The sequence below is a fragment of the Bacillus sp. P4_D3 genome (genome assembly GCF_056401855.1).
Window position 1 is genome coordinate 1 of sequence record NZ_JBFUIN010000817.1, and the last position, 1,295, is coordinate 1,295.

Sequence of the window (1,295 nt, forward strand, 5' to 3'; positions counted from 1 at the left end):
GTATATAATCAACAATCATATTAATAATGTTAATATGATTGTTGATTATATACCTTATTTTACAAATTGTAAAATGTTTCTAAATGAAAACTGTCTTGTAATTTGGTTAAAATAAATTACAAGACAGTCCCTATACAAACTTTACTTTTTAACTCCTACATCTTGCATAGACTCAATTTCCTTTTTATTAGCTTCTTTTATTTCATAATAATAAGAAGGTAATTCTATATTATGTTCTAAGAAATACTCCTCAATTAATGAAATAATCACTTTTAATGTTTTCAAACGGGCGTATAGTTTATCATTACTCGCAATAATATGCCATTTCGCATTCGGCTTATCTGTTTTTTCAAACATTTCTTCCGTTGCTTCAACATACTCATCCCACTTTTCACGATTTCGCCAGTCTTCGTCTGTAATTTTCCATCTTTTAAGAGGGTTGTTCTCTCTTTCTGTAAATCTCTTTAACTGTTCATCTTTACTAATATGATAGAAAAACTTTCCTATTATGTAATGATCATCTGTTAATAGTTTTTCGAAATCATTAATTTCATCATACGCTCTCGTCCACTCTTCGTTTGTAGCAAAGCCTTCAACACGTTCAACTAATACACGCCCATACCATGAACGGTCGAATATAGTAATTTGCCCGTACTGAGGAAGTTTCCGCCAAAAACGTTGCAAATAATGATACCGTTTTTCATGAGGAGCAGGCGCGCCAATTGGATTTACTTGGAATCCACGTGGATCAAGATGTTCAGTCACTCGCTTAATCGCTCCGCCTTTACCTGCTGCATCCCAACCCTCCATAACGAGCATAACAGCTATTTTCTCTTCTTTTAAAATTTGCTGTAGTGCTAATAAGCGCATTTGATATTTTTCGAGTTTCTTATTGTACTTAGATTTTGATTCAATTCTTTTCGTTAAATCTACTTTAGCAAGATGCTCTTTTTCCATCAAACGAATCCCCCTTGTTATATGACAATGTTATTTTAACATATTTATTGGTAATTTTTTCATATTAATATTCTTTTGATTCATACGTGGGACTCTCCATCTTCAGTTTAATAAATTGATACAAAGGCGATATATACATACCAACAAACATATGTAATTGAACGCTAGACACAAAAAATGCTGTGTAGAAAAATCTCTACACAGCTTCCTTATCTAATTCCCCTTAATATACTACTCACTTTAATAGCAATTACCCTTTGACACGTCCACTTTACTATTTAACATTCCTTTGTTGAAAAGTTTCTAAAAACTTTTCAACCTCTTCTGCCATATATAGC

At 32.2% G+C, this 1,295-nt stretch carries 1 protein-coding gene; it reads right to left on the reverse strand.

Annotated elements, in window-relative coordinates:
- Positions 1-141 precede the first annotated feature (141 nt).
- A complete protein-coding gene (locus AC1DTM_RS26970; protein WP_016104488.1) occupies positions 142-957 on the reverse strand; it encodes a polyphosphate kinase 2 family protein in 816 nt (271 codons plus the stop codon).
- Positions 958-1,295: the final 338 nt, after the last annotated feature.

Excerpts from the sequence above, each read along its gene's own strand:
- AC1DTM_RS26970 (WP_016104488.1), bottom strand. The coding sequence starts at position 957 with ATGGAAAAAGAGCATCTTGCTAAAGTAGATTTAACGAAAAGAATTGAA.